Here is a 26,225-nt window from a genome sequence, read left to right as displayed (position 1 = left end):
GAATCGAGCAGCCGTCCAGAGGGGTGTCCTCTCCATCAAAGGCTCCTGGTCACGGCGTGAGCGCCTCAGGGTCGGTTGCTCCTGAGCCCCTGCAAGGGCGGGGGCCTGGCCTGCGCCCGGAGGCGTGCGGCGGGCGTGGGTTGAGCGCAGATTCAGATCGCTCGATGGTCCCAAGGGCCACCCCTACGCTCGGAGCGCTGCCCCGGGCTCCCTTGCGTCTGCTCCAACTGCATCGGCTCCACCCCCCGTTGGGGCCACGGCGGTTGGCCCTAAAGCTTTTGCATGGTGATCTGTGGGCAGGCTGGCGGCGCTCCGGTCGGCGGATCACAGCACCGATGCTGCTCGCGCTGAGCCTGATCCAGCCCCTGGCGGTCGCCGCCCAACCGGCCTCGGCACCGACTGGCCCAGCGCCCACGGCTGCCCCAGCACCCACCGCTGGCCCGGTTCCCATAGGCGTTCCCCCGCTCAGCTCGCGGCCGGTGACCTACGGCGCCACGGTGCTGAAGGTGGAGAACGGCCAGGTGCTGCTGGTGCGGATCGGCGCCCAGGAGCGGCGGGTGCGCCTGGCTTGCGTGCAGGCCCCGCGCCCGGCGCAGGAGCCCTGGGCCACCCAGGCCGGGGAGGCTCTGCAACGCCGTGTGCCCCTGGGCAGCCCGGTGCAGATCAGCCTGCGCGCCCGTGACGTGTTCGGCCGCCTGGTGGCCGTGGTGCGGCTGAATGGCCGCGATGTTGCCCCGTCACTGCTGCGCCAGGGGGCGCTGTTCGCCTTCGACGGCTACCTGGGCCAGTGCGCCGACCTCGGCTATCCCCGCCTCGAGCGGGAGGCGCGCCAGTCGCGGCAGGGGGTTTGGAGCGTTGCCGGCGGCATCGAGCGCCCCTGGAACCTGTTGGCCCGCCAGGGCGACTCCGTCGAGGAGCCCTGAACCAGCGGGGCACAAACAGCAGCCGATCGGACAGACTCAGCACTCCGTAGACGGTTGGATGCCGTCACTTCCCACCACGCCATGGGCTACGAACCGGGTACGAACGAATGTCGGCTGCTGATCGACACCAAGGAGCAGATCGAAGGGGCCCTGATGAACCTGGCTCGGCTCGATGACACCGACGAACTGCGCCTGCAACTGGTGGCGATCTACAACCAGCTCGAAGCGCTTCACGACGAGCGCCGCGCCAAGGCCCAGGAGCTCACCGCCTGAGCCGCTTCGCCGCGGCGCATGGGCTGGAAGCGTGCGATGAACCGCTCCAGCTCCATCGGCCCGCAGCACCGCCGCCAGGCCGGTGGCTCGCCGCTGCAACGCCAGGCCGTGATCCTCAGGGGCCAGCGGCCACCGTGGCGGTGGACCACCAGGTAGCGGTAGTCCGCCTGGCGGCAGGCCTCTGGACTGCTGAGTGGATCGGCCCGCTGCTCCTGGCGCAGCAACTGGCTGAGCAGGGCTGTCGGGGGCGATCCAGCCTCCAGGGCGCTGCGCCGGGCCCGCTCCAGCCGGGCCGCCGTGCCCGACGGACTCCCCTGGTGGGGCACCACCAGATGCACCGGGCCCCAACCGGGAAAGCCAAGGAATGAATAGACGGCGGAGCTGAACACGGGCGGGTCAACGGGGGCCCCTTACCAGTGCCCCGGCCGTATCAGCGGCTGCGAATAGCTCGGCTGCGACCCGTGCGGTTGCTCACCTCGCGGCTGGCGGCCTGGTAGCGGTGCACCACCGGCAGGCGCTCGGCATCGAAGGCCGCCAGGGCGGCGCGCCAGGCCCCCGGGGCGGCGTTCAGCTGCCGGGCCAAGGCTTCGGAGTCCTCGAAACCGGCGGTCATGCCCCGGGCCTGGGAGGAGCTCATGGCGTGGGCCGCATCTCCGATCAGCGCCACCCGATCGATCACCAGCGACGGCAGGGGGTCGATGTCGTGGGTGTAGCCCGCCACCACGGCCTCCGGGGCGGTGGCGGCGATCACGGCCGCCGCATCGGCCGGAAGCTTGGCGAGGGCCTCGGCGGGGATCGGCTCCGCCAGCCGGCTGCGGCGTTCGCCGCGCTCGCTCGGGAGGGGTTCTTCGTTGAAGAAGCCCCAGTGGGTGCGGCCGCGGCCATCGGCGCCCGGACCGAGATCAAAGAAATTGGCGTAGATGCCCCGGCCCCGGGCGTAGACGAAGAATTCCCCGTCGGCGCAGAACCTGTCGTCGCTGACGACCCCCCGCCAGACCCGATCGCCGAGGTAATTGAGCCGCCGCTGCGGCTGCACCAGCGGGGCCAGGGCGGAGTAGAGGCCGTCGCCGCCCACCAGCAGATCGCCGCTCCAGCGGCTTCCGTCCGCGAAGAGCGCAGTCACACCTTCGCAGTCCTGCTCGACCCCCACCAGCTCGGCCAGGGGCTGGAAATCCGCCGGATCGAAGGCGTCCCAGAGCGCTTCGAGGATGGCGCTGCGATGGATCAGCAGCGCCGGCAGCGCTCCGGGTTCGCGTTCCACCGGACTGCGCTCGATCTCGCCCCCCTTGAGGTTGCGGAACACGTAGCGGTTGACCGGCTGGCCCGCCGCCAGCAGGGCGTTCAGCAGGCCGGGAACGCCCCCGGCCGCGATCGCCTCCACCCCCGCCTTCACCAGCAGAATCCCGCAACCAGCGGTGCGGGCGCTGGCCGCCTTCTCGAACAGGCTCACCCGGTGGCCGGCCCGCTGCAGCAGCACCGCCAGGTAGAGCCCGGCGGTGCCGGCGCCGACGATGCCGATCCGAAGCGCCGCTGCCATCTCGCTCTGCCCAAGGCCCCCGGAACTCTGAACCAGATGGTGTCAGGCCGAGGTGAGAACCGACACGAGCGGGCAGGCCCACCTCTAGGTTTGCCCCAGCGTCAACGCCATGGTCGTTGGGGGAGTCGACCGTGCAGCGGGTGACCATTCCTGCCGGTGCGCCGCGCTTTCAGGTGTTCCTGCGGGTGCTGGGGCCCGCCTACCTGGTGGCCGTGGGCTACATGGACCCGGGGAACTGGGCCACCGATCTGGCGGCCGGCTCCAGCTACGGCTACGCCCTGCTCTGGGTGGTGGCGCTTTCAAGCCTGATGGCGATGGTGCTCCAGTCGCTCTGCTGCCGGCTGGGCCTCGCCACGGGCCTGGATCTGGCCCAGGCCTGCCGCCGCTACCTGCCGGAACGCACGCGCCTGCCGCTCTGGCTGCTGGCGGAGGTGGCGATCGTCGCCTGCGATCTGGCCGAACTGGTGGGCACGGCCATCGCCCTGAAGTTGCTGTTCGGATTGCCCCTGCCCTGGGGGGTCGCTCTGACGGTGGTCGACACCCTGCTGCTGCTGGCCCTGCAGGGGTTCGGGGTCCGGCGTTTGGAGGCCCTGGTGATCTCCCTGGTGCTGCTGGTGGGGGGCTGTTTCGCCGTGGAACTGCTGCTGCTTCAACCCCACTGGCCCGCCGTGGCCCAGGGGTTCCTGCCCCGGGCCGGGAGCCTGCGGGACGGGGCCCAGCTTTACCTGGCAGCCGGGATCCTCGGGGCCACCGTCATGCCCCACAACCTCTATCTGCATTCGTCTCTGGTGCAGTCACGCCAGTGGCCGGAGCAGCCCCGCGCCCGCCACCGGGCCCTGCGCTACGCCAACCTCGATTCCCTGATCGCCCTGAGCTTCGCGTTCCTGGTTAACGCTTCGATCCTGATCCTGGCGGCGGGCACGTTCCATGGCCGTGGCCTGCCCCCCGTCACCGACCTGAGCGAGGCCTACCGGCTGCTCACCCCGTTGCTCGGCACCTCCCTGGCCAGTGTGCTGTTCGGGGTAGCCCTGCTGGCGGCGGGTCAGAGCTCCACGCTCACCGGCACCCTGGCGGGTCAGGTGGTGATGGAGGGGTTCCTGGATCTGCGCCTGCCCGATTGGCAGCGGCGCCTGATCACCCGTGGCCTGGCCCTGGTGCCGGCGCTGGCCACGGTGCTCTGGCTGGGGGATGAGGCCACCGTGGCTCTGCTGGTGCTCAGCCAGGTGGTGCTCAGCCTGCAGTTGCCCTTCGCGGTGATCCCGCTGGTGTGGCTGTGCGGCAAGGGCCAGGCCATGGGCGATCTGCGCACGCCCCGCTGGCTGCAGGGGGTGGGCTGGGGCTGCGCCGCGCTGATCGTGGTGATCAACCTCTCGCTGCTGCTGCAGCTGGCGGGCTGGATTTAGGCTCCCCGCAGCACGGGTGCGCGGCGATGGCTTTCGACAACGACCGGCGCCCGCCCTGGCTGAACTGGGTCATCCTCGGGATCTTTCTCTGGTCGTCCTGGCAGCTGGCGGGCTTCTGGTTCCACCAGTTGAACTGAGCGGAATGCGTTCACCGGCTCAGGGCTGGCGAGGGGCGGACAGGTTGAACGGGGGCACCGGCGCCGGGGCGACCATGCGGTTGCGGCTGGAGAGCTTCCAGGTCATGGCGATGAACGGCGACCAGACGAAGGCCGCCACCAGCACCCCGAAGATCAGCTTCAGCGCCAGGCGGCGATCGGGCCGCTGGCGCGTCTGTTCAGCCAAGGGGTTCTTCGCCCCCGCCCTGGGCCGCGTGCCCGCTGAGGCGCTCCAGCAGCAGGGCCAGGGCCAGCTCCCGGTTGACGCCGTAGCGCTCGGCCACGGCGATCCAGCGCTCGGCCGCCTGGCCCACCGCTTCAAGCTCTGGCGCCCCGGCCCGCAGGGCCTGAAAGGCCTCGATCAGCTCCGGCCGCCCGGCCAGGGAGGGGTCGTCGCAGACGATCACCTGGCGGCCATCGCTGGTGGTGTAGATCAGGGCGCCATCCGGTCCCAGGAGCGGTGCCGTGGCCGGCAGTGGCAGGTCATCGTCGCTGGAGAAGACCATGGCGCTCAGGGGTAGGGCCGATCACGGGTAGGCCAGGTCATGGATAGGCCAGGTCACGGGTAGGCATTGGGCACGAAGAACTGCTCGTTCATCGGGGGGCGCTGGTACCCCTTGGCACTCTTGCGCGGCGGCAGCTCGATCGCCGGAGGCGTCATGTCCTGGTACGGAATCTTGCTGAGCAGGTGGCGGATGCAGTTGAGCCGCGCCCGGCGCTTGTCATCGGCCTCCACCGTGAACCAGGGGGCCTCGGGGATGTTGGTGTGGGCGAACATGGCGTCCTTGGCCTTGGAGAACTCCACCCAGCGGTCCCTGGATTCCAGGTCCATCGGGCTCAGCTTCCAGCGGCGGGTCGGGTCCTCGATGCGGGAGCGGAAGCGCGCCTCCTGCTCCTCGTCGCTGACCGAGAACCAGTACTTGAGCAGCACGATGCCGGAGCGCACCAGCATGCGCTCGAACTCCGGGCAGGAGAACAGGAACTCATCCACCTGCTGCTCGGTGCAGAAGCCCATCACCCGCTCCACGCCGGCGCGGTTATACCAGCTGCGATCGAAGATCACGATCTCGCCGGCGGTGGGGAAGTTCTCCACGTAGCGCTGGAAGTACCACTGACCGCGTTCCTGATCGGAAGGGGTGCCCAGGGCCACCACCTGACAGCCGCGGGGGTTCAGCGGTTCGGTGATGCGCTTGATCGTGCCCCCCTTGCCGGCCGCGTCGCGGCCTTCGAAGAGCACCATCAGGCGGAAGCCGGTGGCCTTCACCCAGTACTGCATCTTGACCAGCTCCTCCTGGAGGCTGGATAGCTCCTTCTCGTAGTACTTGCGATCAAGCTTTCCATTGCCCGACTCCGGCCGACTGCCATTGGCCAGATCCTCCAACAGGGCGGAGGGGTAATAGCGATCCGTGAATTTCCCCAGACGGGGGATCGGTGGCGGCGGTGAGCCGCTTTTCTTCTTGTTTTTAGTCTTTTCTTTGCCTTGTGCCTTCTTTACCTTCTTGTCCTTGCCGGATCGCTCCCCAGGAGTGGCTGAAGGATGTTCGTTTGATGTCTCGGCCATGGCGTTACGGGTGGGTCTTACCTGACGACAGCCTGCCGACTCTGACCGTTTTTGGCCCGGCGTCTGCGTCGGTGGCGTCAGTTGGCGCTGATCGGGGGCTCCGGCGGCTGCCAGCGGCCGCTGAGGCTGACGCAGAAGCCACCGCCCTCGCGCACGTCGCCCTGGCGGAACCCCAGCTGGCCGCCATGGGCCTGGGCCACCCGCGCCGCGATCGCCAGCCCGAGGCCGCAGTGGCCCTGGCCGCCCCGGGCCTGATCCAGCCGCTGAAAGGGCATCAGGGCCTGCTCCCGGAGCGCCTCGGGGATGCCCGCCCCCTGGTCCCACACCTGCAGCTCGAAGCCGTCTTCCGCTGCCTCGATCAGCTTCAGCCGCACCGGTGGCTGGCCGTAGCTGAAGGCGTTGTCGATCAGGTTGGCGACGGCGCGGCTGAGGGCGGTGGGCTGAACCGTGGCCCGCAGCGGCGTGAGCGCCAGGATCAGGGGTGGATCGTCGTACTGGGCCGCCAGTTCCGCCAGCAGCTCATCGAGGGGCAACTCCACCAAGGCCTCACCGCTGCCGCCGCCGGCGAACAGCAGGAACTGGCGGGTGATGCGCTCGAGCGAATCGAGGTCGGCCTCCGCCTTCTGCCGCCCGGGGCCATGGAGCGCTTCCCCGCCCACGGACAGCCGCAGCCGCAGCCGCGTCAGCGGTGATTTGAGGTCGTGGGCGATGCCGGCGAGCATCGTGGCCCGTTCGCGGTCGCTGCAATCCAGGCGCTCGAGCATCGCGTTGAAGTGCTGGGCCAGCCGGCGCACCTCCTTGGCCCCGCTCTGGGGCAGCGGCGGCGGCTGCCGGTCCACCCCCACCCGGGCCAGGGCGCGCTCCAGTTGCTGCAGGGGTTGCTGCACATCCAGCAGCAGGAACAGGCCCCCCGCCAGCAGGCTGCCGCTCACCAGCGAGAGGCTGAGCAGCAGGGGATCGGGGGGGAAGCTCAGGGGCGGGCGGATCGCGGCGAACAGCCACACGGGTTCCAACGGGGAGACCAGCTCGATCCAGGCCCCGGGCACCCGGCCGCCGCCGGCCACCACCCGCGGGCAGTGGGGCAGGTGGAGGCAGAGTTCCCGGCGCAGGCGCAGGGCGCGATCGATCTGCAGGCCATCGCCGCTGAGCACGACGCCATCGGGCACGGGGGCCGCCAGGGAGCCCTCAGCCAGTTCGAGGCCGCTGAGCTGGGCGACGACCACCGGCGGAAAGCGCTCCAGGGCCAGCTCGCTCAGGCGGATGTTCTGGGCCACATCAGGCCCCATCTCGACGATCTGGGCCCGTTCCAGCTGACTGCCCAGCAGCCCCTGGAGCACCATCAATGTGGCGCCCCAGCCGCCCACGAAGTAGGCCGCGAGCCGCAGCGGCAGGGCTCCCGTCAGCCGCGATCCCGCCATGGTCAGTGGCTGCGGGGGGTGCCGTCGGGAACGAACACGTAGCCGTAGCCCCAGACCGTCTGCAGGTAGCGGGGGCGGCTGGGATCCGGCTCGATCAGCTTGCGCACACGCGAGACCTGCACATCCATGCTGCGGCTGTCGGTGTCACTGGAGGGGCCCCGGGCCAGCTCGATCAGCCGCTCCCGGGACAGGGGCCGCTGGGGGTGCTGCACGAAGGCGGCCAGCAGGCTGAATTCACCGCTGGTGATCGTCACCGGCACGCCGGCACATTCCAGCGAGCGGGCCGCCAGATCGAGGCGATTGTCTCCGAAGCTCACAATTTCCCCACCGGCGACGGGGGCCCCCGCCGGCACGGCCCCGCGGCGGCGCATCACGGCTTCGATGCGGGCGGTGAGCTCCCGGGGCAGGAACGGTTTGGCCAGGTAGTCGTCGGCGCCCTGCTCCAGGCCGATGATCCGGTCCACGGCCTCCCCCCGGGCGGTGAGCATCACCACCGGCAGGTCGTCGGCGTTGTCGCGCAGGCGGCGCAGCACGGTGAGGCCGTCTTCGCCGGGCATCATCAGATCGAGCACCACCAGGTCGGGGCGCTGGAAATCGAGACGGGCCAGCAGTTGGGCCCCGTCACTGAGGCAGCGCACCTCGTAGCCCTGCTCCCCCAGGTAGGTGCCGAGCAGCTGGCGCAGCTCGGGATCGTCATCCACCACCCAGATCGTGTGGGGTCGGCTCATGGGGATGGGGGCAGTGGCAGCTGCCCTGAACTGTATGGAGCCCAGGGGCTCAGGCCAGTCCCAGTCGGATCCGGTCACAGATGCGGGGGCCCCGAAAGGCCCTGGGCCAGGGACAATTTGATCATTGGTCCATAGTCTGAATCGATGCCGCAGCGGGACCAGGGGGTGAAGGGTGCGCCGGGGAGCAGAGGCGCGATCGCCGCCGCCGCGGTGCTGCTCGTGGCGTTGTCTCTGGCCGGGCCACAGGCGTTGTCGCTGGTTCCGGCGGTGCGGGCCCAGGAACTTGGGGATCTGCAGCGTTACCAAAAGCGGCTCGAAAAGCTGTTCCGCAAGCTCGACAGCAACGGCGATGGCCGGCTCAGCCCCGAGGAGGCCCGCGGCCGCCCGTTCCTGGAATCCAATTTCCAGCGCTTTGATCAGGGCAGCAAGGGCTACCTGCTGCGGCCGGATCTGACCCCGCCCCCGGGCCAGGGCCATTTCCTCGGTGAACGCCTGCGCCAGGCCTTCCAGCGGGCCGACCGCAACCTCGACGGGCGCCTTTGCGGCGCTGAGGTGTCGGCGCTCCCCTGGTTGCAGCTGAATTTCGCCCAGGCCGAACGCAACGGTGACGGCTGCGTGAGCCTGGAGGAACTCTGGATCCTGCGGCGCTCGCTTTCGCCCCGTCCTCAGCGGGACGATTGAGCCTTGCGGGCCGGCCAGAAGGCGCGCACGATCCGCACCAGACCGATCACCACCAGGGCCAGGGCCGTCAGGGCGAGGGCCACCAGCAGCAGCACCCCAAGCAGTTGCAGCAGGCCGCTGCCCAGCAGGGTGAGGCCGGTGAGCAGGTTGCCGATCGCCTTGCTCACCAGCAGCAGGGTGTCGAGGCGCTCCGGCAGCTTCAGGAGCGCCAGCAGCAGACCGGTGCCGGCGGCGGCCAGCAGCAGGCCCACGGCGAACTGTTTGGGGCGACTGGTGCGCTTGCGCCTGCGGTAGACGTCCCTGGAGGGCTGAGCGGTGCGGGCGAGGCGCAGGTGTCGCTTGGGTTCGTTCATCACTCCAGGGCGAAACCGGCGCCGCGCATCCAGCGCTCGAACTCGATCAACACCAGTTCGTTGGGGCAGTCCACCAGGCTCAGGCAGCCGACGGTGCAGTCCCCCTGGCCGCCGTGGTGCAGCGAGAGCTGGAAGTTCTTGCCGCTGAGGCCACAGACCTCAGGATCACTGCGCACGACCACATCGAGGCTGGCCCCCAACCGGGTGACCCGGCGCCGCAGTTCCGACCAGCTCATGGTCATGGGAGCCTGTCTTGAACGGTGTGCGCATCAATCATCAGTGTGACGGGGCACTGGCTGACGTCAACGGGCCTGGCGTCAACAGGCCTGGCGTCAACGGGTTTTCTCAACCGGAAGCGGCGGGGCGGGCGCGGGGGCAGCGCCGGGGCGCGGCGGCGGCACCATCAGTGCCAGGGAGGCGGTGAGCGCCACCGCGGCGGCTCCGCAGAGGGGGGCCGCCAGCCGCTGGGCCAGGGGCGTCCGCACCAGCAGTTCCCGGCGTTTGAGCGGCTGGGCGGCCGGCAGGCCGAGGGGCAGTTGCACACGCCAGTCGAGGCGTGCCTGATCGAGGCAGCTGACCAGATCAGCCAGCTCGGCGTCATCGAGCTGCAGATCGAGGGGCTCGGTGTTGGGTTGGCTGCTGCGCAGCAGCAGCCGGTGGCCCGTGCCCCGCGGTTCGATCGTGACCGGGCTCGTGGCGGGCCCGAAGGCCTTGGGGACATCGCTGACCAGGTGCCGCGCGTAGGGCAACACCACCTCGATCAGGGCCACCAGGTGGTCGCGCTTGCCCTCCAGCTCCGGCCGCCCCGCCAGGGTGAGCGTCCAGCCGGTGAGGATGCCCAGCACCTGCTCGCCCTGGCCGATCGAGACGTCCGGCAGGCCCTCCAGCTGCAGCCGGGCGCTGATCTGTTCGTAGCGGTAGGTGAGCTTCATGCCGGCGCGATCAGGCGGGGGCGTCCAGGAGGCTGGCCCGGAGCCGCTCGAACCCTCCCACACCGGCGGTCAGCGAGAGGGCGCGCACCAGCTGGCGGGAGAGCTGGGGGCCATCGTCGGGATGGAGCAGCCGCTGCACGGCGCCGCGGCGCAGGTTGAGCCGCTCGGCTACCAGATCGCTCAGCCGCGCCTGGAACAGGGCCCAGCGCTCGGCGGTGACGGGTTCGGGTTCGGCACTGGAGAGCAACTGACGCAGCATCGGGTAGAGGCGCTCGGCCATGGCGCAGAGGATGCGGATCAGGGCGTCGCTTTCCAGCGGAGCCAGCTGACCGCGGCGGGTGGCCCGGCGCAGGGGGTTGGTGCAGCGCCGCTTCCAGAGCTCGACGCGGTTCGGGAACAGCTCAGCGAATCCGAGTTGCTGGCTCATCCAGACCATCGCCTCGCCGCCGTTGAGGTCGAGGGCTTCGACGCAGAGCAGCAGCAGATCCAGGCGCTCCAGCCCCCGGCGGGGCAGGGGGCTGGCGGCTTCGCTGGCCGGCCCGCTGGAGGAGGTGGCGGGGAGGGAGGTGATATCGGGCATGGCTGCGATGATGCCAGCGCTCCAGGCGATCCGTCAGTGCCTCCTGTTGATCTGCGTCAGCTGGTCCGTGACATTCCCGATTTTCCCAAGCCCGGGATCCTGTTCCGCGATCTCACCCCCTTGATGCGCGATCCGGAGGGTTGGCAGGAGGTGGTGCGCCAGCTGGGGGCGATCTGTGAGCGGTTGCAGCCGGATCTGATCGTGGGGATCGAATCCCGCGGCTTCATCGTGGGCACCGCCCTGGCCACGGCCGTGCGCCTGGGGTTCGTGCCCGTGCGCAAGCCCGGCAAGCTTCCTGGGCTGGTGCTTGGCCTCGACTACGCATTGGAGTACGGCAGCGACCGCCTGGAGATCCAGCACGACGCCCTCGCTGATGGGGCCAAGGTTCTGATCGTGGACGATTTGCTAGCCACCGGCGGCACCGCCCGTGCCTGCGCCCAGCTGGTGGAGCAGGCGGGTGGGGCCCTGGTGGGCTTCGGCTTCGTGGCCGAGCTGGCGGCGCTCCAGGGGCGCTCGCGCCTGCCGGAGCAGCAGCCCGTGGAGTCGTTGATCGTCTACGACTGAGCTTTAGGTCTGGATGTCCTGCCAGGCGAGCACCTGGTCGAGTTGCTCCAGGTTGATCAGCCCGAAGCGCCAGAGCACCACCGGCAGGGGGGCCTGCTCCAGCTGGGCCTGCTTGACCCCGAGGCCCAGGGCGTTGTCGCTCAGCCCCAGTTCCCGGCCCAGGTAACGCACCAGGTCTGATGAGGGGATCGGTTGGGGGGCGGTGCTGATCACCATGGCCGCTTCCGCAGGGTGGGTTGGGGCACTCTTCGTGGTCTCACTCTGACCAGGGGAGCAGGCGACGGCAAGGGCCGAAGGTCATCAGGCCCAACAAGGCGGCCCGCAGGAACCCCCAGCGCCCCAGGGCGGCCAGCGCCAGCTGCCGCAGGGCCCGGGCCGGGGGGAAGCGATTGGAGAACAGGCGCACGAGCAGATCGGTGGCCAGCAGGGTGATCAGCAGATCGCCCCAGCGGCGGAAGGCGTAGGCGGCCCCGAGGCGCCGGGGGGAAAGACGCCCGCGGCTCACCCGCAGCGCCTGGCGCCGCAGCTCGGCCACATCGCGCCAACAGAGGTTGAGCCCCTGGCCGCCCACGGGATGGCAGCGGTGGGCCGTCTCCCCCACCAGCAGGGCGCTGCCGCGATGCAGGCGCCGGGCCAGCTCCAGGGCCACCGGGTAGGCGCGGGGCCGATCGAGCAGCGTGTCCACTTGGATCGTGTTGGGCAGCACCCCGGCGAGGGCCTCAAGGAAGGCCACCGGATCGAGGCTTTCCAGCCGGCGCAGGCGCTCGGCCGGGGCACTCCAGACCAGCTGGAAGGTGTCGCCCCCCAGGGGCAGCACGGCGAAGGGCCCCTCGGGGCGGAACAGCTCCCAGGCCTGGTCGGGGGCGCAGCCCCGCAGGCGCACCTTCACGGTCAGGCAGCCCTGGCGGTAGGGGAGGCTCCAGTGGCCGATGCCCAGGGCGCTGCGGGTGCTGGAGCCGCCGCCGTCGGCCACGACCGTGAGGTCGGGGGGCTCGGGGGCGCCTGTGGAGATCGCCGTGATGTTGCTCCCCAGCTGCAGGTCCACGGCCGGATGGGCGGCCAGGCGCTCAAGCAGCAGGGTCATCAGGGGGCCGTGATCCAGCACCCAGCCCACCGCCTCATCGGGCCGCTGGGAGCGTTGGCGGCCCAGGTCGGCGGTGGAGAAAGGTACCCGCTGCCCCGAGGAAAGGTCGCAGAGTTCCAGCTGGCGGAACGGCACCAGATCGGGGCCGAGGGCCTCCCAGAGCTGGCACTGCTGCAGAAGGTCCTGGCTGGAGTGGTTGAGGGCGTAGGCGCGGCTACGGGCCTTGAGCGGCCCAGTGCCCAGGGGATCGAGCAGCTGAACCCGCCAGCCCGCCTGGGCCAGCACCAGGGCGGCGAGGGCGCCGGTGGGCCCAGCGCCGACCACCCGGGCCAGGGGGGGAGTGGGCATGGAGATCGGTGCTGGCCACTGGAAAAGGGATGGCCAGAAAAATGATGGCCACAAAAAAGCCGCAGCAGGAGTCTGCTGCGGCGTGGAAACCGTCCAGGAAGGGATCAGCCGAGGCCGAGCAGACCGCGGGTGAAGGACTCACCGCCGAGGGCGAATTCAGTGGCCAGCAGGGCGATGAAGCCGAGCATGGCCATGCGGCCGTTGAGCTTCTCAGCACGCTCATGGAAGCCCCAGCCGCTTTCCACCGAGACGACTTCCATCCTGGGCTCGGTGGCGAAGGCGTTGAGGCGGCCGCCGTCTTCGGTGGTGACGGTGGCGCCGCGGATGGTGGCGCGTTGCTCAGCGGTGGGGGCGGCGGAAGCAGTCATGGGCCGATCGGTGTTGGTATGCGCAAATTGTAACGCAATGTTGCGTCAGGTCACAGAGTGTGAAATCCGGCCCGGCTGGCCTCAGCGCAGGCGCCGCAGGCAGATCTCCTCAAACGCCGGCCGCAGCAGGAACGGATACTCCCCCACCCAGAGCTTCAGCTGGGGGATCCAGGCGTCACTGAGGGCGCCGACGCGGGAAAAATCCTTGCGCTCACTCAGCACCAGGCAGCGGATCACCATCCCCCGCCGCAGCACCTTGTGCTTCTTGTCCATCGGGAAGCGCAGCTGGCCCAGGTAGCCGTCCTCGTCTTCCAGCTCCAGGCACAGCCAGGTGCGCCGGTTCTCCACCAGCTCCAGGCGGCCGCGGGCATCGGCTTGCTCGCTGCGCTCCTCCACCCGCTCCTTGGTGAACAGCTCGGCGATCTCGCCTTCGAAGATCGCCGCCGCCGGGTAGCGCCTGAGGGTGGCGTTGCGCTGGCCGGCCTCGAGGATCGGCCCCCAGAAGATGTAGAGGGCGAACACCACGCCGATCACCAGCCAGACGGGGCCGAACTGGCTGCTGAAGGCCAGGGTCTGGCTGATCAGCAGCGAGAGCACACCACCGATCACGGCGATCAGCACCCGTTGCAGCAGCTTGCGCGGGTTGCCGGAGCAGGCATTGAACTGGGGGCCGGTGGCGATCGCGGGGATCAGCCGTTGCAGTTCACCGGGCTTGAGCGGCAGCAGCATCAGAGCAGGCGCTCAAGGCCATAGACGAGGCCGCTCAAGCTGCGCACCCTGCGCACACTGAGCAGCACGCCGGGCATGAAAGCGGACCGCTCGATCGTGTCGTGGCGCAGGGTGTAGGTCTCCCCCGGGGCGCCGAACATCACTTCCTGGTGGGCCACCAGCCCCGGCAGGCGCACGGAGTGCAGCCGCAGTCCGCTGTCGCGCTGGCCGCCGCGGCAGCCGGCGAGGGTTTCGTGCTCCTCCACCTGGGGGGCGTTGAAGGACTTGCCCAGCTCTTCGATCAATTCAGCTGTCTTGAGGCAGGTGCCGCTGGGGGCGTCGGCCTTGCGGTTGTGGTGCAGTTCGGTGAGCTCAGCGAAGTCGTAGAAGCGGGCGGCGGCGGCGGCGGCCTGCTGCAGCAGCACCATGCCGACGGAAAAATTGGGGATCACGGCGGCCCCCACCGAGGCCTTTTCGGCGAAGACGGCCAGCTCGGCCAGCTGCTCAGGGGAGAGGCCCGTGGTGCCGATCACCGGGTGCACCCCGTAGGCGATCGCGGCCCGGGTGTGCTCGTAGACCACCTTCGGGTGGGTGAAATCCACCAGCACGGCGCCGCCACCGGGGCCGGCCTGGCGCACCGCCTGGCTGGCGGCGCAGAGGCTGCCCTCGAGATCGGCCGTGATCGCCACCTCCAGTTCCCCGAGCCCCAGCTCCAGCCCGATGTCGGCCCCCTCCTTGCCGGCGGTGGTGTCGATCGCCCCCACCAGCTCGGTATCGGGTGCGGCGCAGACGGCCTTGATCACTTCGGCGCCCATGCGGCCCAGGGCACCGGCCACCACCACAGGGATCGGGCCGGGGATCGGTGAGGTCATGCCCCAAGGCTGAACTGCGCTGAGCCTATGGCCCCTGGCGGGGGCGCCCGCTGGCCAGGCGAGCTCCGTAAGCTGCTTCACATTGCTCAATCGATCGCCGATGTTCACGCAGGTCCGCTCCGCCTCCCGCCGGGTCAGCCCTGTCGACCTGGGGAACCGTGCCCTGATGCGGGTGGTCTATGTGGTGCTCGAACCCCAGTACCAGAACGCCCTGACCGTGGCGGCCACCAGCCTCAACGAACAGAACAACGCCCTGGCGGTGGATTTGTGCGGCTACCTGATCGAGGAACTTCGTGATCCCCAGAACTACGCCGCCTTCTGCGCCGATCTGGCGGCCGCCGATGTGTTCATCGCCTCGCTGATCTTCATCGAAGACCTGGCCCAGAAGGTGGTGGAGGCGGTGGCGCCCCACCGCGATCGCCTCAAGGCGCTGGTGGTGTTCCCGTCGATGCCGGAGGTGATGCGCCTCAACAAGCTGGGTACGTTCTCGATGGCCCAGCTGGGCCAGAGCAAGAGCGCCATCGCCAGCTTCATGAAAAAGCGGAAGGAGGCCGGCGGCGCCGGTTTCCAGGACGCGATGCTCAAGCTGCTGAACACGCTTCCCACCGTTCTGAAATACCTGCCGGTGGAGAAGGCGCAGGACGCCCGTTCGTTCATGCTCAGTTTTCAGTACTGGCTGGGGGGAACGCCGGACAACCTGCGCAACTTCCTGTTGATGCTGGCCGATAAGTACGTCTTCCCCAAGGGAGAGGAGGGCCGCCCCGAGCTGGCGGTGGTCGATCCGGTGGTGTTCCCCGATCTGGGCATCTGGCACCCCCTGGCGCCGGGGATGTTCGAAGACCTCAAGGACTACCTCAACTGGACCGCCAGCCGCCGCGATCTCAGTGAGAGCGCCCGCTCGGGCCCGGTGATCGGTCTGGTGCTGCAGCGCAGCCACATCGTCACGGGCGATGACGCCCACTACGTGGCCGTGATCCAGGAGCTCGAATACCGCGGCGCCACCGTGATCCCGGTGTTCTGCGGCGGCCTCGATTTCAGCAAACCGGTGGCTGCCTTCTTCTACGACCCGCTGGATGCGGAGCGGGCGATCGTCGATGGGGCCGTCAGCCTCACCGGCTTTGCCCTGGTGGGCGGCCCGGCCCGCCAGGACCACCCCAAGGCGGTCGAAGCGCTCAAGCGGCTCAACCGGCCCTACATGGTGGCGCTGCCGCTGGTGTTCCAGACCACCCAGGAATGGGAGGAGAGCGATCTGGGTCTGCACCCGGTGCAGGTGGCGCTGCAGATCGCCATACCCGAACTCGATGGTGCGATCGAGCCGATCGTGCTGTCCGGGCGCGATGACGCCACCGGCATGGCCCACACCCTCCAGGACCGCGTCGACGCCATCGCCGAGCGCTCGATCCGCTGGGCCCAGCTGCGGCGCAAACCCCGCCACGAGAAGAAGCTGGCGATCACCGTGTTCAGCTTCCCCCCCGACAAGGGGAACGTGGGTACGGCGGCCTACCTCGATGTGTTCGGCTCGATCCACCGGGTGCTCGAGGAGATGAAGGCCAAGGGCTACGACGTGCAGGATCTGCCCCGCGACAGCAAGGCGCTGATGGAGTTGGTGATCAACGACCCCGAGGCCCTTGTGGGGGCGCCGGAGCTGGCGATCGCCCACCGCATGAGCGTGGCCGAGTACGAACGGCTCACCCCCTACTCCGAGCGCCTGGAGGAGAACTGGGGCAAGCCCCCCGGCAACCTGAACAGCGATGGCACCAACCTTTTGATCTACGGCCGCCACTTCGGCAACGTCTTCATCGGCGTCCAGCCCACCTTCGGCTACGAGGGCGATCCGATGCGCCTGCTCTACTCGCGCAGTGCCAGCCCCCACCACGGTTTCGCCGCCTACTACACCTATCTCGAGAAGATCTGGAAGGCCGATGCGGTGCTGCATTTCGGCACCCACGGCTCGCTGGAGTTCATGCCAGGCAAGCAGATGGGCATGAGCGACACCTGCTATCCCGATTCCTTGATCGGCGCCCTGCCGAACCTCTACTACTACGCCGCCAACAACCCGTCGGAGGCCACGATCGCCAAGCGCCGGGGTTATGCGGCAACCATCAGCTACCTCACCCCGCCGGCTGAAAACGCCGGCCTCTACAAGGGGCTCAAGGAGCTGGGCGAACTGGTGGGCTCCTACCAGCAGCTGCGCGAGAGCAGCCGGGGTGTGCAGATCGTCAACGCGATGGTGGAGACGGCGCGCCAGTGCAACCTCGATAAGGATGTGAAGCTGCCCGAGCAGGACGCCGCCGAGCTGAGCCGCGAGCAGCGCGATGACGTGGTCGGGGCGCTCTACCGCCAGCTGATGGAGATCGAGAGCCGGCTGCTGCCCTGCGGCCTGCACACGATCGGCAAGCCCCCCACCGCCGAGGAGGCGATCGCCACCCTGGTGAGCATCGCCGCCCTCGAGCGCGAGGAGGAGGGCTACCGCAGCCTGCCGGCTCTGCTGGCCGAGAGCATCGGCCGCACGATCGACGAGGTGTACCGCGGCAACGATGCCGGGGTGCTGGTTGATGTGGAGCTGAACCAACGGATCACCGAGGCCTGCCGCAAGGCGGTGGCCTCGATGGTGCGCGCGGTCACCGGCAGCGACGGCCGGGTGGATCTCAAGGGCCGCTTCGGCTGGTTCTTCGCCCTGCTGGAGCGATTTGGCTATGAGCGACCCAGCCCGTGGCTGAGCTCCTGCCGTGGCTCAGGCTTTGCGGCCGTCGAGCCCGCCGAACTCGACAAGCTGTTTGGCTATCTGCGCTTCTGCCTCGAGCAGATCTGCGCCGACAAGGAGATGGAGAGCCTGCTGCGGGCCCTCGATGGCGAATACGTGATCCCCGGCCCCGGTGGTGATCCGATCCGCAACCCGGGTGTGCTGCCCAGCGGCAAGAACATCCACGCCCTCGATCCCCAGTCGATTCCCACCCGCGCGGCGATCGCTGCGGCGAAGGTGGTGGTGGACCGGCTGATCGAGCGCCAGAAAGCGGAGCAGGGCGCCTGGCCGGAAACGATCGCCTGCGTGCTCTGGGGCACCGACAACATCAAGACCTACGGCGAATCGCTCGCCCAGATCCTCTGGTTCATCGGCGTCAAGCCGGTGGCCGATTCGCTCGGGCGGGTGAACAAGCTGGAGCTGCTCTCCTTGGAGGAACTCGGCCGCCCGCGCATCGATGTGGTGGTGAACTGCTCGGGGGTGTTCCGCGATCTGTTCATCAACCAGATGGGCCTGATTGATCAGGGCGTGAAGATGGCGGCGGAGGCCGATGAGCCGCTGGATATGAACTTTGTGCGCAAGCACAGCCAGGAGCAGGCGGCGGCCCAGGGAATCTCGATTCGGGAGGCGGCCACGCGGGTGTTCTCCAATGCCAGCGGCAGCTACAGCTCGAATGTGAACCTGGCGGTGGAGAACAGCACCTGGGAAGAAGAGGGCGAGTTGCAGGAGATGTATCTGAGCCGCAAAACCTTCGCCTTCAATGCCGACAACCCCGGTGAGATGAACCAGAACCGTGAGGTGTTCGAGGCGGCGATGAAGACCGCCGATGTGACCTTCCAGAACCTGGATTCAGCCGAGATCTCACTCACCGATGTGAGCCATTACTTCGATTCCGATCCCACCAAGCTGATTGCGGGCCTGCGTGATGACGGCAAGGCGCCGGCGAGTTACATCGCCGACACCACCACCGCCAATGCCCAGGTACGTTCCTTGAGCGAAACGATCCGCCTGGATTCGCGCACCAAGCTGCTCAACCCCAAGTGGTACGAGGGCATGCTCAATTCCGGCTACGAAGGCGTGCGTGAGGTGGCCAAGCGGCTCAACTTCACCCTGGGCTGGAGCGCCACCAGCGGCGCTGTGGATAACTTCGTGTATGAGGAGGCCAACGAGACCTTCATCAACGATTCGGAGATGCGAAAGCGGCTGATGGAACTCAACCCCCACAGCTTCCGCCGCATCGTTGGCACCCTTTTGGAGGTGAACGGCCGCGGCTACTGGGAAACCAGCGATGAGAATATCGCGCAGTTGCAGGAGATCTACCAGGAGATTGAAGACCGCATCGAAGGGGTGAGCTGATGGGGTGGCCTAAGGCCCTGATGATTGGGGGATGTTCGGAGACGTGTCGCTAGTTGGGAGCGTTGACTCCTCTCAGTCCCGGAGTAGGGACGCTGGCCACTCATTTCTTGCCGTAGGTGGCATCGTGATCGGGCGCGATGGTGAGCATGCGGATGAAGGCACCGTCACGATGGGCTGTGGCGCGACGAGACCGGCTGATGCGGAGTGAATACACGGCATCGATACCCTTGGGCGGCTTAATGCTTGTGATTTTCTCCCACTTGAGCCCAGGGTCGCGGTAGAGCTGATTCCAGGTCAGTTGGCGAATCTTGTTGAGCGTGTCGAGTGCTGCGTTGCGTTCGATTTTTTGCAGTGTCAGCAGGTGCTCCTGGAAGACGGGATTGTTGAGGTCCAGCTTCACCGTTGCGTCATCGCTTGGCATGGCCGAGGCGGTTCAGCGTGTGATCCAGATCAGAGTCGTTGGGCGCATGGTTGATCGACCACGCCATCGCGGCGTCCAGATCGGCAGCGGCCTTCGATTCGTGCAGCCAGAGCTCGTTGTCGGGAATCACGGTGGCGGAGCGCACGATCCACACCCCAGGCTCACGCTCTTCCACCAGGACCGGCCGGCCGGCGTATTGCTTGCCGAGGGAAATCTGACCATTGGCGCCCACCAGCTTGACCGCAGGGGCACGGGTTGCACGGGTCATGACGACGCGCCTTGATGGGTCTGCACGAAATTTTAGCTTTAGTGCGGCACGCAATCCAAGGTCTTCGACGGGAAGCAGCTTCGGCGGGCTCAACGCCCAAAGCCAGTTGGTGGGGCGGGGCCTCACAGCCGCCGCAGGATCAACCGCCTGGGCCCGGCCTGCCCCAGGCACTCCAGCTGCCCTGCTATCACGACTGGTGCAGCAGTCCCATTTCCGTTGGTCTTACTGGGTTTTTCAGCGAACTCTTAGGGTCCCTCCACTGGATCAACAGCCCGCCCGCCCATGACCCTGGAGCTCAGCACCCTGACCACCGTGCTGGTGGATGTGGCCCTGATCATGGTGGTCTCGAAGCTGCTGGGGGCTTTGTTGGCTCGGTTTCAGCAGCCGGCGGTGATCGGTGAAATCCTCGGAGGGATCGCGCTGGGCCCCTCGCTGCTGGGGGCGCTAGCGCCGCAGCTGCAGGCGAACCTGTTCGCTCCGGCGGCGCTGGCGCAGTTGCAGGTGCTCTCGCAGCTGGGGCTGATCCTGTTCATGTTCTTGATCGGATTGGAGGTGAGCCCGGAGCAGCTCAAGGGCCGGGTGCCCTTGGCCACGCGCATCTCCCTGGCGGGCGTGGCCTTGCCGCTGGCGATGGGCATCGGCCTGGGGCTGGGCCTGGAGACCTGGGCCCCGCAGTTGCTGCCGGGGGATTTCCGGCTGAGCGGGTTGCTGTTCCTGGGCACGGCGATGGCGATCACGGCCTTCCCGGTGCTCTCGCGCATCCTCAAGGAACGTGGCCTGCTGGCGCAGCCCCTGGGGCAGCTGGTGATCACCTGCGCCGCCATCGATGACGTGCTCGGTTGGACCCTGCTGGCGGCGGTGGTCTCCTTCAGCCGCTCGGGATCGCTGGCCGGGGCGTTGCCGGCCCTGGGGGGCACGGCCCTCTGGGCCCTGGTGTTGCTGGTGGGCCTGAGGCCGCTGATGGGCCGGCTGGCCCGGCAGTACCGGCGCGCCCATGAACTCACTCCGCTGCTGCTGGCGCTGGTGTTCGCCGGGGCGATTCTCTCGGGCGTGGTGACCGAACTCACGGGCGTGCACGTGATCTTCGGGGCGTTTCTGTTTGGTCTGGCGTTACCCCGTTATGGGCCGCTGCGGCATTGGCTGGAGCTGCGCACCGAGCAGCTGGTGCTGACGCTCCTGCTGCCGATCTTCTTTGCGGTGAGCGGCCTGAGCACGCGCATCGGCAGCCTCAACAGCGCCGGGGCCTGGCTGACGCTGGCGGCGGTGCTGGCGGTGGCGATCGGAGGGAAGTATCTGGGCTGCTGGGGTGTGGCCCGAGCCGGCGGGCTGCCCGCGAAGGAGGCCCAGGCGGTGGGCTGGCTGATGAACACCCGCGGCCTCACCGAACTGGTGATCCTCAACGTGGGCCTGAGCCTGGGGGTGATCAGCACCGAGCTGTTCACGATGATGGTGCTGATGGCCCTGATCACCACGGCGATGGCGGCGCCGCTGCTGCAACGGTTGGGTTATGGGGTGGGGGGCTGATCGGAGTTGATCACATAGCGCCCAGCGGCGAGATCGGCGCGGGTTTCTTCCAGCGCCTGCAGGAGGTCGTCGCTCAATTGATCGTCTGAGTCTGCTGAATTGTAGAAAAAGGGTTTCATATCAGGATTCGCACCACTTCTGATGGCTTGAGAACAGGAAGTCGGCCCAAGATTCAGCTCGCGATGTGTATCTGTTGAAGCCCGACGAAATCACCTTCTAGCTGTGGTTGTCCGTCTTCCAGAAGCATTCCAATCACCTCCTCAAGATTGGTTTGCAATTCATCAAGGCTTGCCGCCTGGCTATGGGCTCCCGGAAAGCCGGGCACGTAGCCGACCAGCAGCCCGGTCGTGGGGCAGCGTTCGACGACAGCGGAGTAGGTGGTCATGGGCTTGGTGGTGTTGTCACCATTCTGCTACGGGTTCTGGGTCACCTGAACGGGCCAGCGATCGGCTTGCCCCGATGGGCCGACAGTCGTCAGGGCTTGCGAAGCGTGAGCAGGGCGGTGTTGGGTTCGCTGATGAAGGCCTCGATGGCGTTGATGTGGGTCAACAGGATCCGCAGGATCACCGCGGAGCTGGAGTTGCCGACCACCAGCCAGATCACCTGCGGTGGCGCCCCGCGCAGCAGGCTCAAGCTGCGAACATCATTTTATCTATGCACATGCTTGCTGCCCGGGGACTGCGTTGCGAGTGGTCTGACAAGCCGAGGGCTGAGATTTTCATCCAACAGCAAACGGCCGGCCATGGCACTGCTCAGGCCACGGTGAGTTCGCTGAGCCGCTTCTCGCGTTCGGCGGCGTAGCGCAACACGGCCTGGATGTGTTCAGGCTGCAGATCGGGGAAATCAGCCAGGATTTCCTCTTGGCTCATGCCTCTGGCGAGGTACGCGAGCACATCCGATACGGTGATGCGCGTTCCGGCCATGCACGGCTTACCGCTGCGTACGCCTGGTGTGCAGGTGATCAGGGGTGGAGAAGGTGACGTCATGAGGTGTGAGCGGGGGTGCAGGAAATTTTCCCATTCTGACGTGGGCCATCAAGGGGTCGTCGTCGGATACCTGGCGGCCAAGGGGTGTGCTCTGAGCGGTTGGAGGGCTGCCAACAAAGCAGTCGTAGGCGATGGGCTCTCTGATGAACACCCGCGGCCTCACCTAACGGGTAAATCTGAATCTGGTTCAGGCCCATCCTTCAAAGTAGGTATTGGGCAAGCTATTACGTAAGTTCGATTTTGAGAGTTTTACCTACAGCTGTTGCTGCCCTCCCGAGCGTCGAGAGAGTGACCGAGCGATTCGAGGGATCAAGGAGACGATCCACTACCGGTCTGCTCGTCTTCATACGCTGCGCCAACTGAGTTTTCGTTAGCTGTGCGCGCCTCATCTCCTGAGCGATCTGAAAGGCGACGACACGCTTTGCGGCAACGGCCTCTGCATCATCCAGGAGACGCTCGTCGCGGAGGAAATCATTAAAGTCGCTGCCAAGATGTTGCTCGTCCATCATTTTGATCCAAGTAGTGTGGCAAGACGTGCTTTCGCGGTTTTGAGTTCCGCCGTCGGCATCTTGGCCGACTTTTTTACAAAGCCGTGAAGGAGGATCATGGCGTCATCTTCAACAGTGAAAATTACACGCGCGATACCTTTGTCGATATCCGACCTTACCTCCAAAAGACCGGGCTCTAGCTTGCATCAACGGCATACCCAAGGGCCTTGCGATCCTCACGCTTTTGGTCCAGTAACCACTCTCTCACCGGTTCTCTCCCTGACTGAGAATGAAAGAAGAGGACCCGCAGGATGGGGGGTTTGCCCACGACGGTAGGAGCCTGTATGGCGAAATTGTACCAAAAATGATGCAGTTAGCAACGAGGCCGCTGAGCCAAACAAAAGGCCCGAGCGGCTCGGGCGGTTGTGGTGTAGCCGAACACCCTCCGCCTCAGCGAACTGGTGATCCTGAATTTGCTTCAGGCGCAGGCAAGCGGGAAGGGTTTGATTGCTGAGAGTTGGTCGGCGAGCAGCCGGGACTGAACTTTCAAGTCAAAGGAGACTTGGAGCCGAAGCCAGTAGCCCTCACTCAGCCCAAAGAACCGAGAGAGGCGCAGATTCTGTTACGAGGCACGCCAATCGCTTTGGCGAGGGCATTGGCGCTGAGCCCCATGGGCACAAGGAACTCCTCTTGTAGGATTTGACTGGGGGGATGGGGGTGCAGAAGCTGTGCCATAGGACCTCGAGTGTTAGGTGTTCAGTGATAATCAACGATTTCAACATCGCTAGCCTCGTCAGCTGACCAGACAAAGCAAAGGCGGAATTGGTCATTGATGCGGATCTTATACGGAGCCTAATGAGGCAATGGCTTGTCCATTAGATTGGCCTTGACCTGAGTTTTGCGACTGTCCAATTTTACGCTATTGTTTATAGATGCCAGTTATCAGCCGCTTCCTTGGGATCGCAATAGCTATCCTTTATCGAGATCACGATCCACCACATTTCCATGCAATCTATGGCGAGTATGAGATCACGGTCAACATTGCTGATGGCGTTGTCACCGGTCAATTTCCAAGGAGAGCTCTTTCTCACGTGTTGGAGTGGTACCAGCAGCATCGCGATGAGTTGATGCTTGACTGGGATCGAGCGCGTCGCCACGAGGCGCTATCGCCGATTTCACCTCTTGAGTAGTTCCTTATTTTGTATCCATCATGCTTCACGTCACATCTGCTCAAGTCATTGCTGGGCATCGCCTATTGCTTCATTTCGACGACGGGACCCATGGAGAGGTTGACATGGCTGAGCAGCTGACAGGTCCAATCTTTGAAGAGCTTCTTGATCCCGATCAATTCAAAGAAGCCTATCTCGATCCTGAGCTGCGAACAGTCTGCTGGCCCAATGGTGCCGACTTCGCACCAGAGTTTCTCAAGGGCTTGGTCTTGCAAAAGCAGCCCGCCTAACAACAAGATCCAGCAACAGCATGATGGCGGATACTCTTCGTATAGCCGCCATCGGGCCATGGGAACACGGGTGCAGAAGTGGGCAAACAGCCTTGGTGTGCGGATCCCACGCGCCCTTGCCGAAGAGGTCGGAGTCGTTCCTGGCTCAGAAGTCAGTCTGAATGTTGTTGAGGGTGAGCTGATCATGAAGCCGACATTTCCTGTTCGGTTCAAGCTGGAAGATCTGCTCTCAGGCATCACTCCTGACAACCTTCATTCAGCCGTGGACAATGAAGAGGCCGTTGGCGTGGAGTTCTTCTGATGCCGGCCGCCTATGTCTTCGATCGTGGACCCGCACATCAGCAGGCCAAGCAAAAGCTCCCATCTTCGCACCATCTTCTGTCTGAATGGTGCCGATTTCGCGCCGGAGTTTCGGAAGCGCTTGATCGTGTAAAAGCAGCCATCGACGCTGCCGCAATGGTTGGGCTATGGGGCGACGGCGCGTAAGTCAGCCTCTGTAGATCGCATCATGATCGCCGATGTCGATGAGAATCAATTGATTCCCTTCGATTAAGAATTCAAGGGTGATCCGGTAGCTCATGTTCATCGAAACGGAATGAAGGCCCTTGTGCTTGCCTTGGAGTGGATGCAGGCGCAGGGAGGGGTGATAAGGGTTGGCCTCAAGTAGGAGCAGGATTTTCAGGTAAAGCTTTGATTGTTCCGGATGCTGTTTGAGGAACTTTTTTGCCTTTTTTGAAAAGTGGCCGGTAACGACGAGCGTCCAATTCACAGATCATCGGATTCCATTTGCTCCAATCGCTTGAGATGGTCTTCAGCGGACTCCACCACGAAGCGACCGGCGGCGAGATCGGCGCGGGTTTCGATCAGCGCCACTTCGAGTTCACATTCCCGCAGGTGTTGGTAGTGCTCGGCGTCCATCAAGACGTAGCGAAGCTGCCCGCGGACGCTCACTCCCACCTCAGGGCCCTGCTGAAGGGCCTCAGCGATGGCTCCAACCCCACGCATTTTGAGCTCATTGGCTGAAATCGACTGCATCACCACACCTTTAATCGTACGATTCATAATACCAAGAAAAGCCCTGAGCGGGTTGGATGCCAGCCAATGAGACCCCAGGCGATGGGCTCTCTGATGAACATCCGCGGCCTCAGCGAACTGGTGATCCTGAATTTGCTTCAGGAACAGGCCAGCTGGAAGGGTTTGATCGCTTTGAGTTGGTCGGCGAGCAGCCGGGACTGAACCTTCAAGTCAAAGGAAACCTGGAGCCTAAGCCAGTAGCCCTCACTCAGCCCAAAGAACCGAGAGAGGCGCAGATCCGTGTCTGCGGTGATGGCTCGATCACCCTTGAGGATCAGCGAGATTCTGTTACGAGGTACGCCAATCGCCTTGGCGAGGGCATTGGCGCTGAGCCCCATGGGCACAAGGAACTCCTCTTGCAGGATTTCACCGGGGGGGATGGGGGACAAAAGCTGGGCCATGGGGCCTCGAGTGTTCGGTGTTCAGTGGTTGTCGTTACGTAGATCCTGAACTGGCTTTTGCGGTCTCCAGAGAGGCGCTCGAGGCGGTTGCGCGGAAGGACTTGATCCCATTTCAGATGTTACTCGGCTCGTAGCACTTGAGTCGTAGGTTCGCTGTCGATTGAGGCCCGCATCAGCAAGCCAAACAAAAGCCCCGAGCGGCGAACCGTTCGGGGAAAGGGGCAACATCGGGCCGCCAATGCGGCAGTTGCGATCACACGTGGGCGGAGTAGTCGTCCATGTGGACGTCGTGGATGGTGTGGGTGTCGTAGAGGTCGTGGAAGTGGTTGTCGAGGGCGGCGATGACGTCGCTGCCGTCGGCATGGCCGGCCGCATCGTGTTCGATGGCGGTGGGATCCACCAGGCCATGGTCCTGGAGATCCTGGGCGATGTGGTCGATCACCTGCTGGTGAATGTCGTGGTACTGGTCGGCGGTGATGCCGTGATCGGTGATGAAGGAGCTGACCGCCACATCGAGCTCATAGACCACATCGTTGTGGGTGAGGATCGTGCCATCGGTGTCGTTGGCGTGGAGGTTGGTGAGGAAGGTGTCGACCAGATCTTGAACATGGGTGGCGGGCAAGGCGGCGATCGCCGCATCGAGCGCATGCTCGGTGGTGGTGGTGGTGCTTTCGGTCGTGCTGGCCGTCACGGTGGTGGCGTCGGGCACGGCTGTTGCATCGGACACAACTGTTGCGTCTGGAATCAATGCGCTGTGATCGGCGCTGGTGTCGGCCGTTGCCAGCGATGCCGTGAAGGTCACATCCTGGGCGAGGCCCGTGGTGCCATCGGCATAGGAGTAGGTGGTGCTGCCGTGAACCAGCACATCGCCACCGGCGGCCGAAGCCACATGAGCATCACTGGTGAGGTCGATGCTGGTGATGCCGGCCTCGGGGAGGGTGTGGAATTCACCCGCATCGGTGACACCATCAGCGTTCTTGTCGACCCAGATGCCGAAGTCGGCGAACTTGGCATCGT

36 protein-coding genes and 1 pseudogene are annotated in these 26,225 nt (G+C 66.1%); 10 read left to right on the top strand and 27 right to left on the bottom strand.

Features of this window, described 5'->3' with window-relative positions:
• Positions 1-335: 335 nt before the first annotated feature.
• Both KBZ13_RS00175 and KBZ13_RS00170 read left to right on the top strand, forming a co-directional pair.
• Positions 336-923, top strand: a complete 588-nt coding sequence (locus tag KBZ13_RS00175; protein WP_255004866.1) for a thermonuclease family protein — start codon at positions 336-338, stop codon at positions 921-923.
• Between the two features lie 54 nt (positions 924-977).
• Entirely contained in the window at positions 978-1,196 is a 219-nt protein-coding gene (locus tag KBZ13_RS00170) for a hypothetical protein (protein ID WP_255004865.1), read from the top strand.
• On the opposite strand, the gene KBZ13_RS00165 is transcribed toward KBZ13_RS00170, so the two are convergent.
• Positions 1,154-1,585: a hypothetical protein gene (locus KBZ13_RS00165; protein ID WP_255004863.1), complete on the bottom strand. Its 432-nt coding sequence runs from the start codon at positions 1,583-1,585 to the stop codon at positions 1,154-1,156. The genes KBZ13_RS00170 and KBZ13_RS00165 overlap by 43 nt on opposite strands.
• A gap of 41 nt (positions 1,586-1,626) precedes the next feature.
• Complete coding sequence (locus tag KBZ13_RS00160; protein ID WP_255004862.1) at positions 1,627-2,733, bottom strand: FAD-dependent oxidoreductase; 1,107 nt, start codon at positions 2,731-2,733, stop codon at positions 1,627-1,629.
• 116 nt (positions 2,734-2,849) lie between these two features.
• On the opposite strand from KBZ13_RS00160, the gene KBZ13_RS00155 reads away from it, so the two are divergent.
• A complete protein-coding gene (locus tag KBZ13_RS00155) occupies positions 2,850-4,136 on the top strand; it encodes an Nramp family divalent metal transporter (protein ID WP_255004860.1) in 1,287 nt (428 codons plus the stop codon).
• Between the two features lie 156 nt (positions 4,137-4,292).
• Here the strand turns inward: KBZ13_RS00155 and KBZ13_RS00150 are convergent, their stop codons facing one another.
• The 5 genes from KBZ13_RS00150 to KBZ13_RS00130 form a co-directional block, all read right to left on the bottom strand.
• Positions 4,293-4,478, bottom strand: a complete 186-nt coding sequence (locus tag KBZ13_RS00150) for a hypothetical protein (RefSeq protein ID WP_255004857.1) — start codon at positions 4,476-4,478, stop codon at positions 4,293-4,295.
• Positions 4,471-4,797 carry a hypothetical protein gene (locus KBZ13_RS00145; protein ID WP_255004856.1) on the bottom strand — a complete coding sequence of 109 codons (327 nt, stop codon included), beginning with the start codon at positions 4,795-4,797 and terminating at the stop codon, positions 4,471-4,473. The genes KBZ13_RS00150 and KBZ13_RS00145 overlap by 8 nt, the downstream gene beginning before the upstream one ends.
• Before the next feature lie 53 nt (positions 4,798-4,850).
• Positions 4,851-5,852, bottom strand: a complete 1,002-nt coding sequence (gene ppk2, locus KBZ13_RS00140) for a polyphosphate kinase 2 (protein WP_255004854.1) — start codon at positions 5,850-5,852, stop codon at positions 4,851-4,853.
• 77 nt (positions 5,853-5,929) lie between these two features.
• Positions 5,930-7,270 (bottom strand): ATP-binding protein, encoded by a 1,341-nt coding sequence (locus tag KBZ13_RS00135; RefSeq protein WP_255004853.1) that lies wholly within the window; start codon positions 7,268-7,270, stop codon positions 5,930-5,932.
• 2 nt (positions 7,271-7,272) lie between these two features.
• Entirely contained in the window at positions 7,273-7,998 is a 726-nt protein-coding gene (locus KBZ13_RS00130; RefSeq protein WP_255004850.1) for a response regulator, read from the bottom strand.
• Positions 7,999-8,142: 144 nt separating this feature from the next.
• On the opposite strand from KBZ13_RS00130, the gene KBZ13_RS00125 reads away from it, so the two are divergent.
• On the top strand, positions 8,143-8,679 hold the full coding sequence (locus tag KBZ13_RS00125; RefSeq protein WP_255004844.1) for an EF-hand domain-containing protein: 537 nt from the start codon (positions 8,143-8,145) through the stop codon (positions 8,677-8,679).
• Here KBZ13_RS00125 and KBZ13_RS00120 read toward each other — a convergent pair.
• The 4 genes from KBZ13_RS00120 to KBZ13_RS00105 form a co-directional block, all read right to left on the bottom strand.
• On the bottom strand, positions 8,664-9,032 hold the full coding sequence (locus KBZ13_RS00120) for a hypothetical protein (RefSeq protein ID WP_255004840.1): 369 nt from the start codon (positions 9,030-9,032) through the stop codon (positions 8,664-8,666). The genes KBZ13_RS00125 and KBZ13_RS00120 overlap by 16 nt on opposite strands.
• Positions 9,032-9,274: a hypothetical protein gene (locus tag KBZ13_RS00115; protein WP_255004838.1), complete on the bottom strand. Its 243-nt coding sequence runs from the start codon at positions 9,272-9,274 to the stop codon at positions 9,032-9,034. The genes KBZ13_RS00120 and KBZ13_RS00115 overlap by 1 nt, the downstream gene beginning before the upstream one ends.
• Positions 9,275-9,364: 90 nt before the next feature.
• Complete coding sequence (locus KBZ13_RS00110) at positions 9,365-9,964, bottom strand: DUF4335 domain-containing protein (RefSeq protein WP_255004836.1); 600 nt, start codon at positions 9,962-9,964, stop codon at positions 9,365-9,367.
• A gap of 10 nt (positions 9,965-9,974) precedes the next feature.
• Positions 9,975-10,544 carry a DUF3038 domain-containing protein gene (locus tag KBZ13_RS00105; RefSeq protein WP_255004831.1) on the bottom strand — a complete coding sequence of 190 codons (570 nt, stop codon included), beginning with the start codon at positions 10,542-10,544 and terminating at the stop codon, positions 9,975-9,977.
• A gap of 36 nt (positions 10,545-10,580) precedes the next feature.
• Here KBZ13_RS00105 and KBZ13_RS00100 point away from each other — a divergent pair, with 36 nt between their 5' ends.
• Entirely contained in the window at positions 10,581-11,108 is a 528-nt protein-coding gene (locus KBZ13_RS00100) for an adenine phosphoribosyltransferase (protein ID WP_255004830.1), read from the top strand.
• Between the two features lie 3 nt (positions 11,109-11,111).
• Here KBZ13_RS00100 and KBZ13_RS00095 read toward each other — a convergent pair whose 3' ends face one another.
• The 5 genes from KBZ13_RS00095 to dapB form a co-directional block, all read right to left on the bottom strand.
• Positions 11,112-11,324: a DUF2949 domain-containing protein gene (locus KBZ13_RS00095; RefSeq protein WP_255004825.1), complete on the bottom strand. Its 213-nt coding sequence runs from the start codon at positions 11,322-11,324 to the stop codon at positions 11,112-11,114.
• 40 nt (positions 11,325-11,364) lie between these two features.
• A complete protein-coding gene (locus tag KBZ13_RS00090) occupies positions 11,365-12,540 on the bottom strand; it encodes an FAD-dependent monooxygenase (protein ID WP_255004823.1) in 1,176 nt (391 codons plus the stop codon).
• A gap of 104 nt (positions 12,541-12,644) precedes the next feature.
• On the bottom strand, positions 12,645-12,908 hold the full coding sequence (locus KBZ13_RS00085; RefSeq protein ID WP_255004821.1) for a high light inducible protein: 264 nt from the start codon (positions 12,906-12,908) through the stop codon (positions 12,645-12,647).
• An 81-nt stretch (positions 12,909-12,989) separates the two neighbouring features.
• Positions 12,990-13,637 (bottom strand): hypothetical protein, encoded by a 648-nt coding sequence (locus tag KBZ13_RS00080; RefSeq protein WP_255004816.1) that lies wholly within the window; start codon positions 13,635-13,637, stop codon positions 12,990-12,992.
• Positions 13,637-14,488 carry a 4-hydroxy-tetrahydrodipicolinate reductase gene (gene dapB / locus KBZ13_RS00075; protein WP_255004814.1) on the bottom strand — a complete coding sequence of 284 codons (852 nt, stop codon included), beginning with the start codon at positions 14,486-14,488 and terminating at the stop codon, positions 13,637-13,639. Before dapB ends, KBZ13_RS00080 begins: the two co-directional genes overlap by 1 nt.
• 100 nt (positions 14,489-14,588) lie before the next feature.
• On the opposite strand from dapB, the gene KBZ13_RS00070 reads away from it, so the two are divergent.
• Positions 14,589-18,587, top strand: a complete 3,999-nt coding sequence (locus KBZ13_RS00070) for a magnesium chelatase subunit H (protein ID WP_255004810.1) — start codon at positions 14,589-14,591, stop codon at positions 18,585-18,587.
• Positions 18,588-18,687: 100 nt separating this feature from the next.
• On the opposite strand, the gene KBZ13_RS00065 is transcribed toward KBZ13_RS00070, so the two are convergent.
• Both KBZ13_RS00065 and KBZ13_RS00060 read right to left on the bottom strand, forming a co-directional pair.
• Entirely contained in the window at positions 18,688-19,008 is a 321-nt protein-coding gene (locus KBZ13_RS00065) for a hypothetical protein (protein WP_255004807.1), read from the bottom strand.
• A complete protein-coding gene (locus tag KBZ13_RS00060; RefSeq protein WP_255004806.1) occupies positions 18,995-19,369 on the bottom strand; it encodes a hypothetical protein in 375 nt (124 codons plus the stop codon). Before KBZ13_RS00060 ends, KBZ13_RS00065 begins: the two co-directional genes overlap by 14 nt.
• Positions 19,370-19,558: 189 nt before the next feature.
• On the opposite strand from KBZ13_RS00060, the gene KBZ13_RS00055 reads away from it, so the two are divergent.
• Entirely contained in the window at positions 19,559-20,800 is a 1,242-nt protein-coding gene (locus KBZ13_RS00055) for a cation:proton antiporter (RefSeq protein ID WP_255004804.1), read from the top strand.
• Between the two features lie 172 nt (positions 20,801-20,972).
• Here KBZ13_RS00055 and KBZ13_RS00050 read toward each other — a convergent pair whose 3' ends face one another.
• The 5 genes and pseudogenes from KBZ13_RS00050 to KBZ13_RS15770 form a co-directional block, all read right to left on the bottom strand.
• Positions 20,973-21,185, bottom strand: coding sequence for a type II toxin-antitoxin system HicB family antitoxin (locus tag KBZ13_RS00050; protein WP_255004797.1), 213 nt, complete (start codon positions 21,183-21,185; stop codon positions 20,973-20,975).
• Between the two features lie 89 nt (positions 21,186-21,274).
• Positions 21,275-21,433, bottom strand: coding sequence for a DUF5615 family PIN-like protein (locus KBZ13_RS00045; RefSeq protein WP_255004796.1), 159 nt, complete (start codon positions 21,431-21,433; stop codon positions 21,275-21,277).
• Between the two features lie 119 nt (positions 21,434-21,552).
• Positions 21,553-21,786, bottom strand: coding sequence for a DUF433 domain-containing protein (locus KBZ13_RS00040; protein WP_255004794.1), 234 nt, complete (start codon positions 21,784-21,786; stop codon positions 21,553-21,555).
• A gap of 224 nt (positions 21,787-22,010) precedes the next feature.
• Positions 22,011-22,292 (bottom strand): XRE family transcriptional regulator, encoded by a 282-nt coding sequence (locus KBZ13_RS00035; protein ID WP_255004792.1) that lies wholly within the window; start codon positions 22,290-22,292, stop codon positions 22,011-22,013.
• Positions 22,292-22,465, bottom strand: a pseudogene (locus KBZ13_RS15770) (type II toxin-antitoxin system RelE/ParE family toxin); the annotation flags it as partial. The pseudogene KBZ13_RS15770 and the gene KBZ13_RS00035, both read right to left, overlap by 1 nt.
• Positions 22,466-23,206: 741 nt before the next feature.
• Here KBZ13_RS15770 and KBZ13_RS15675 point away from each other — a divergent pair.
• The 3 genes from KBZ13_RS15675 to KBZ13_RS00025 are packed head-to-tail and all read left to right on the top strand — an operon-like array spanning position 23,207 to position 24,034.
• Complete coding sequence (locus KBZ13_RS15675) at positions 23,207-23,464, top strand: DUF4160 domain-containing protein (RefSeq protein ID WP_315859577.1); 258 nt, start codon at positions 23,207-23,209, stop codon at positions 23,462-23,464.
• 20 nt (positions 23,465-23,484) lie between these two features.
• Positions 23,485-23,733 (top strand): DUF2442 domain-containing protein, encoded by a 249-nt coding sequence (locus KBZ13_RS00030; protein ID WP_255004790.1) that lies wholly within the window; start codon positions 23,485-23,487, stop codon positions 23,731-23,733.
• Between the two features lie 58 nt (positions 23,734-23,791).
• Positions 23,792-24,034: an AbrB/MazE/SpoVT family DNA-binding domain-containing protein gene (locus tag KBZ13_RS00025; RefSeq protein WP_255004787.1), complete on the top strand. Its 243-nt coding sequence runs from the start codon at positions 23,792-23,794 to the stop codon at positions 24,032-24,034.
• Between the two features lie 186 nt (positions 24,035-24,220).
• Here the strand turns inward: KBZ13_RS00025 and KBZ13_RS00020 are convergent, their stop codons facing one another.
• The 4 genes from KBZ13_RS00020 to KBZ13_RS00005 form a co-directional block, all read right to left on the bottom strand.
• The gene (locus KBZ13_RS00020; protein WP_255004786.1) at positions 24,221-24,502 is read right to left on the bottom strand and encodes a type II toxin-antitoxin system YafQ family toxin; all 282 of its coding nucleotides are present in this window, start codon (positions 24,500-24,502) and stop codon (positions 24,221-24,223) included.
• A complete protein-coding gene (locus KBZ13_RS00015) occupies positions 24,499-24,795 on the bottom strand; it encodes a hypothetical protein (RefSeq protein ID WP_255004785.1) in 297 nt (98 codons plus the stop codon). The genes KBZ13_RS00020 and KBZ13_RS00015 overlap by 4 nt, the downstream gene beginning before the upstream one ends.
• Positions 24,796-24,905: 110 nt before the next feature.
• Entirely contained in the window at positions 24,906-25,208 is a 303-nt protein-coding gene (locus KBZ13_RS00010; RefSeq protein ID WP_255004783.1) for a HigA family addiction module antitoxin, read from the bottom strand.
• A gap of 253 nt (positions 25,209-25,461) precedes the next feature.
• The coding region (locus tag KBZ13_RS00005; RefSeq protein WP_255004782.1) for a hypothetical protein at positions 25,462-26,225 on the bottom strand (764 nt) is incomplete at its 5' end.

It is taken from the genome of Cyanobium sp. ATX 6F1, from assembly GCF_024346315.1.
In the GTDB taxonomy this organism is placed as follows: domain Bacteria; phylum Cyanobacteriota; class Cyanobacteriia; order PCC-6307; family Cyanobiaceae; genus ATX-6F1.
This window is presented reverse-complemented; position numbering and strand designations above follow the sequence as displayed.